The organism is Streptomyces spirodelae (assembly GCF_017676385.1).
GTDB lineage: Bacteria > Actinomycetota > Actinomycetes > Streptomycetales > Streptomycetaceae > Streptomyces > Streptomyces spirodelae.
In genome coordinates, this window is the sequence record NZ_JAFFZN010000059.1 from 1 (window position 1) to 6132 (window position 6132).

The window sequence follows — 6132 nt, forward strand, 5'->3', positions numbered from 1 at the left end:
ATAGAGGATCAGATCGTCATCGAGGGTGATCCGGCCGAAATCCATGGCCACCGTGGTGGTGGTCTTGTCCCCGGTGTGGGTCAGATCATCGATACCGGCCGAGGCAGAGGTCATCACGGCCTCGGTGCGCAGCGGGTTGATCTCCGAGACCGCACCGACGAAGGTCGTCTTGCCCACCCCGAATCCGCCGGCCACCACGATCTTCGCGGAGGTCGTGGACCGTCCGGCCGCAGGCGTTCCATAGCCCTGCTGGCTCATCTGCCCCATGGAGCCCATCGGCCCCACCGGCGGGGTCGGCTGCCGCCCGGCAGGGTCCATCTGCGGGCTAGAGCTTACGAAGTCCACTGAGCACCCTTTCCAGCAACGTCACGTCGGGGGCGCCGCCCGGGTCCGAGGAGCTGCCCGGCTGGTGGATGGCCACCATCCCGGCCTCGGCGAGGTCGGCGACGAGAATCCGGGCCACCCCGAGCGGGATGGCGAGCAGCGCGGAGATCTCCGCGACCGATTTGACCTCCCGGCACAGGTGGCAGATCCGCTGGTGCTCGGGGAGCAGCCCCTGGAGCTGCATCGGGTCCGCGTTGCTGCTCACCAGAGCCTCGATGGCGAGCTGATAGCGCGGCCGGGTCCGGCCGCCCGTCATGGCGTACGGACGCACCAGAGGCTGGTCGCCCTCACCTCCGTACGGCGCATGCGAGTTGTGCACGCCGTACGGATCGTGCGAAGCGGGCGGGGTCATGGCTCCTCCGAGCGAGGCATGGGGTCGGCGAACGGACTGTGGTGCTCAAGTGGGGGGAGCGTGATGATCAGTTGAGAATGCTTCCCTGGAGTTCCGCGCGTACGTCGGGAGTGAGTACGCTTCCTGCACGGTCCACCAGGAGCGCCATCTCGTAGCCGATGAGGCCGATGTCGGCCTCGGGGTGGGCGAGCACGGCCAGCGAGGAGCCGTCGGAGATCGACATGATGAAGAGGAATCCCCTCTCCATCTCCACAACCGTCTGGTTGACCCCACCGCCCTCGAAGATCCGGGATGCGCCCGCGGTCAGCGAGGTGAGCCCCGAGGCGACCGCCGCCAGCTGGTCGGCGCGGTCCCGTGGGAAGCCCTCCGACATGGCCAGCAGCAGGCCGTCGGCGGAGACCACCACCGTGTGTGACACCCCAGGGGTGTTCTCCACGAAGTTGGTGATCAACCAGTTCAGATTCTGCGCAGCCTGGCTCATCGGACTCAACTAACGCTCCTGCTGATAGGTGGGATCTGCGCCGCGGTTGTCCGGACCGGCCTGTCGGCCCTGCTGGATACCGCGACGGAGATTGGTCAGCCGACCACGCACGTCGTCCGGCGCGCGGGAGACCTGGGGACCGGCCTGTGCGGAGGACTGCTGCTGAGCGGTGCCCGCGACCAGGTTGGCGCGGGGCACCCGGCGCGGCAGACCGGAGGTGGTCACTCCGCCGGCTGCGGGCTGGCGGAGCTGCTCGGCGCGCCGCCAGCGCTCGTCGTTGGGCGAGGCGCCCCAACTGGGATCGGCGGCGCCGTTCTGCCCCGCACCGGCGGTGCCGCCACCGGGGCCCTGGGCCCACTGGCGCTGAGGCAACGGAGGCACGGCAGCGGCGGGCTGTCCCGGGCGGGGCGCGGGCGAGGCGCCCGGCTGCCGGCCGGGAGCGCCGTCGGCACCGGTGCGCTGGAAGCCCTCCGAGCCGGTGCCGCGCGCCTGGTCGGGACGGTCCTGCTGGGAGCCGATCTGCTGAGGACCGGCCTGCTGGGGGGTGGCCTGCTGGGGCCGGTCCGGCGACTGCGGAGCCTGACGGCCCGGCCCGCGGAACCAGTTGGACTCCATGGAGGCGAAGATCGGCGTCGGTGCGTCCGCAGGCGCCGGAGGACCGGACGGTATGCCCTCGCCCGGGTCCTGGCCTTGCTGGGGGCCGGAGGCGTCCTGGCCCCGGCCGGGCAGCGCCGCGTTTCCTCCCGGGTACCCCGGCGCCGCGTACTCGCCGGTGCCCTCGGGCTCGTCGTGGCCGCGCGGGGCGTCCTCGTCACCGGGACCCTGCTCGGGCCGGGCCCAGCTCGGGCGGTTCTGCTCGCCGTCCGCGGGGCGGCCGGACGGCCCGTCGCCGAAGGAGGGCCGCGCGAACTGGGCCGTGTCACCGGAGCCGCCCTGCTGCGGCTGCGGGAACTGTCCGGTGTGGCCGGGCCCGTCGGGGGCTCCCGGGGGCGCGTATTCACCGGTGTCGGCTGGGCCGTCGGGGGTGATGCGCGGTATCTCGCTGGTGCTGCCCGGACCCTCCGACGGAGAACCCGGACGCGCGTACTCACCCGTGGCAGCAGGACCACCCGACTGCGGCAGCGCGAACTGCCCCGTACCGGAGCCGCTCGGGGCGCCGGGGCGCGGGTACTGACCCGTATCGGCGGGAGAGCCCTGGGAGATCTGCGGGAACTGACCCGTGCCCGGCCCCTCCTGCTGCGCACCCGGACGGGCGTACTGACCGGTGTCGGCCGGACCGTCGGGGGTGATGCGCGGTATCTCGCTGGTACTGCCCGGACCCTCCGACGGAGAACCCGGACGCGCGTACTCACCCGTGGCAGCAGGACCACCCGACTGCGGCAGCGCGAACTGCCCCGTACCGGTGGACGACTGCGGCCCCTGGCCCGTGGGAGCGCCGGGGAGCTCGGGCGCCGGCTGGTTCTGGGCGCGGTTGGGCAGCGGCGAGTTGCCCGCGCCAGGACCGGGCGGTGCCTGCCCCGGGCGGCCCGGGTTGGGCGGCGCGCCGAAGAAGTCGACGGCACTGCCGCCGCCGCTGCCTGCCGGGGTGCGGTTGCCGTCCCTGGCGGGGAGCGCCGGGCGGCCGCCGCCCGCGTCCTGGCCGCGCGCCGGCAGGGCGCCCATCCGGGAGCTGTCGCCGGAGCCGAGACCGGGGCCGCTCTGCTGTCCGAGGCCGGGGACGCCGGGTGCGCCGCTCTGCGGACCGCGCTGGAGCGCCGCCGCGAGGTTGCCGCCCTTGCTGCCGCCACGGGTCTGCGGGGGCGGCGGTCCTCCCTGGCCGCCGGGCGCGCCCGTGCCGGGGCGGCCCTTGGCGTTCTGGGCGCCACCCTGTGCGACGTCGACGGGGAGCATGACCAGCGCGGTCGTACCGCCGGAGTCGGAGGGGCGCAGCTGGATGCGGATGCCGTGCCGAAGAGAGAGTCGGCCGACCACGAACAGGCCCATCCGGCGGGAGACGGAGACATCCACCGTGGGCGGGTTGGCCAGCCGCTCGTTGATCGCGGACAGGTCCTCGGGGGACAGCCCGATGCCGGTGTCGTGGATCTCGATGAGGACCCGGCCGTCGGGCAACGCGTGGCCTGTGACCTTGACCTTGGTCTGCGGGGAGGAGAACGAGGTGGCGTTCTCGAGCAGCTCGGCGAGCAGGTGGACGAGGTCGTTGACGACGCGTCCGGCGACCTCGGTGGTCGGCACCGAGTTGAGCTCGATGCGCTCGTACTGCTCCACCTCGGAGGCGGCGGCGCGGAGCACGTCGACCAGCGGGACGGGGCGCGTCCAGCGGCGGCCGGGCTCCTCGCCCGCGAGGACCAGCAGGTTCTCGCCGTTGCGGCGCATTCGGGTGGCGAGGTGGTCGAGCTTGAAGAGCGAGGAGAGCTGGTCGGGGTCGGCCTCGCGGGACTCCAGTTCGGAGATGAGCGAGAGCTGACGCTGGATCAGGCCCTGGCTGCGGCGCGAGAGGTTGGTGAACATCGCGTTCACGTTCCCCCTCAGCAGCGCCTGCTCACCGGCGAGCCGGACGGCCTCGCGGTGGACGTCGTCGAAGGCCGCGGCCACCTTTCCGATCTCGTCCCGGCTGTGCACGCCGACGGACTCGACGGAGGTGTCCACGTCCTGCGGCTCGGCCTCGGACATCTGCTTGACCAGCTCGGGCAGCCGCTTGCGCGCGACGTCCTGCGCCGTGTCCTGGAGGCGGCGCAGCGAGCGGACCATGGAGCGGGCGACCACGAAGGCGCCGACGAGCGAGATACCGAGGACGAGCAGGATGAGCGCACCGCTGATCAGCGCCTCGCGCTGGGCCTCGGAGCGCAGCTCGCGCGCCTGCTGCTCCATCTTCTCCAGCAGCGTGCGCTCGATCTTCTCCATCGCGGTGATCTTCGACTGGTCCTGGTCGATCCAGTCGACGTAGGTGCGCCGCTGCTTCCGGATCGCGTCCGGGCTGTGCAGCATCCGCTTGCGGTAGTTGTCCGCGAGCCGGACGTTGACGTCGCCGCTGAGCGGCTTGAGGAGGCCGTGGGCCTTGTCCCCGTAGATCTGGCTGAAGCTCTCGAGCTCTGCGTCCTCGCTGTCGACAGCGGTGCGCGCGTAGAGCCTGTCGTTCTCGGACAGCTTCGGATTGGGCTGGTGGGCCAGTCCGGCGGAGATGATCGCGCGCTGCATGGAGGCGTACTCCTTGGCGCTGGAGAACGCGGCCAGCGCGCGGGTGCTGCGGATCATCTCGGAGTTGCTCGTCGCCTGCGCCATGTCCTGCGAGAGGGAGAGCAGCGAGTCGATGAGCTGGTTGTAGGCGTTGACCGTCTGGGAGACGTTGTCGGGGTTCTCGTAGGCGCGCTCGCGGATGGTGTTGATCGCGTCGAGCTGACGGACGATGTCCAGGACGGTGGACTGGACGCCCGCCATCACCTTGTCGCTGCCGTCGATGTCCCCGGTGGCCTTCTTGAAGGACTGGAACGCCTTGTCGGTCTTCTCGCGCGGGGCGACGACTGACTCGTCCTTCTCGTTGCCGGTGCTCACCAGTGGGCCGGCCGACTTGTCGCGCTCGTCCTGAAGCTTGGCCGCCAGGTCGGTGGCCTGCTCCGTCATCTCGGTGAGGAGCTTCATGTTGTCGAGCTGGTCGACGTTCTGCAGCGAGCTGGAGATCCGCATGCCACCGAGCGTGGTGGCGGCGATGACGGGGAGCGCGAGGAGGGAGACCAGGCGGGTGCTGATGCGCCAGTTGCGCAGGGCTACCCGGGACCCGAGGTCGGGGCCCTCGGCCGCGTCCTTACCGTCGGCCGCGCCGCCGCCCTTGGCGGCCTTTCCGGCCTTGCCCTGCTTGTCGCCCTTGCCCGTGTCGCCCTTTCCGGCGCCGCTGGCGGCGCTCACCTGCGCGCCGGAGGGCGTGCCCTGCTCACCACCCGCGGGCCCGCCCTCGTGGGCGCGCTGGGGCTGGGAACCGCCGGCCGAGCCTTGCGCCTCCGGGGCTCCCTCAGCGCTGCCATCCCTCTTGAAACGTCCCTGCACTAGCGTCGCAACCTCTGGACCAGGCGTCCCCCCGCTCGCGACGGGCGGGACGGTATCGAGTCGTGGGGGTCCAGGCCCCCCATGGCGGTCGTGATGACCGACGCGTCCCCTCATCACCGTCACGCGGCGCCGCTCTGTGTGCGCGACGCGCTCCGGTCTGTTTCGTCCTGCGGCGGTCCGTGGAATTCCAGCACAGTGCCGGATCTCCAACAAGGGCTGTGGATAACCCTTGGGCGTCGGTAACGCAACGCACAGGAAAATGTACAGCACGTCCGAAATCCGTAGCGAAATGCCGGGTTTCTCCTGGTCGGGGCGCGCGGGGCGGAGCGACGCATGCCGTGCCCAACTACCCGGCGCTGCGCGTGTAATGCCCTCTTGGCCCGCTGTGCCCGATTACGCTGCCGGTTTCAACGATTACTTATGTCTGTTTTGGTAACGGCCTCGTGAGCAAACTCACATGCCGGACGTTGCCTAGATCACGTTCCGGTGGGGAATAGCGTGCCTACTCTCGGCGTTTACATCTCACGTTGAAATGACAAGCCGAGCGAGGTAAGGGCACCAGTGACGTCCACTCTGACCATGCGGAACATAGCCAACCCGCGGCGCACCACTCTGGCACATCTCAAGGATGCCGACGAGCTGACGACCGCGGCGGTCGCCGCACACGAGGGCGCCACCGATGAAGGGGAGACCCTGCCGGAGCGCACCGCCAACCCGCGCCGCACCGTGCTGGTGGACTCCCCGGTGAGCTGATCCCTCCCGCCTGTTCCGGGCAGGGCTGTCCCTGTTCGACGTCGCAGGGTGCGGGTTTTCTCTTGCTTGGCGCGCACCCACGCGGCGGAGCCGCACACAGGCTGAGCCCCGCGCCCCTTCCTCG

5 protein-coding genes are annotated in these 6132 nt (G+C 71.0%); 1 reads left to right on the forward strand and 4 read right to left on the reverse strand.

Going from position 1 to position 6132, the window contains the following annotated elements; genetic code table 11:
* From JW592_RS32275 to JW592_RS32290, 4 genes are all read right to left on the reverse strand, one after another.
* Positions 1-258, reverse strand: a 258-nt coding sequence (locus tag JW592_RS32275; RefSeq protein ID WP_209268849.1) for an ATP/GTP-binding protein, incomplete at its 3' end; no start/stop codon positions are given.
* 67 nt (positions 259-325) lie between these two features.
* Positions 326-736: a DUF742 domain-containing protein gene (locus JW592_RS32280; RefSeq protein ID WP_209268846.1), complete on the reverse strand. Its 411-nt coding sequence runs from the start codon at positions 734-736 to the stop codon at positions 326-328.
* 67 nt (positions 737-803) lie between these two features.
* Positions 804-1217 (reverse strand): roadblock/LC7 domain-containing protein, encoded by a 414-nt coding sequence (locus tag JW592_RS32285; protein ID WP_169729596.1) that lies wholly within the window; start codon positions 1215-1217, stop codon positions 804-806.
* Between the two features lie 9 nt (positions 1218-1226).
* On the reverse strand, positions 1227-5255 hold the full coding sequence (locus JW592_RS32290; protein WP_209268847.1) for a sensor histidine kinase: 4029 nt from the start codon (positions 5253-5255) through the stop codon (positions 1227-1229).
* Positions 5256-5816: 561 nt separating this feature from the next.
* Here JW592_RS32290 and JW592_RS32295 point away from each other — a divergent pair.
* Positions 5817-6008, forward strand: coding sequence for a hypothetical protein (locus JW592_RS32295; protein WP_209268848.1), 192 nt, complete (start codon positions 5817-5819; stop codon positions 6006-6008).
* The last annotated feature ends 124 nt before the right edge of the window (positions 6009-6132 follow it).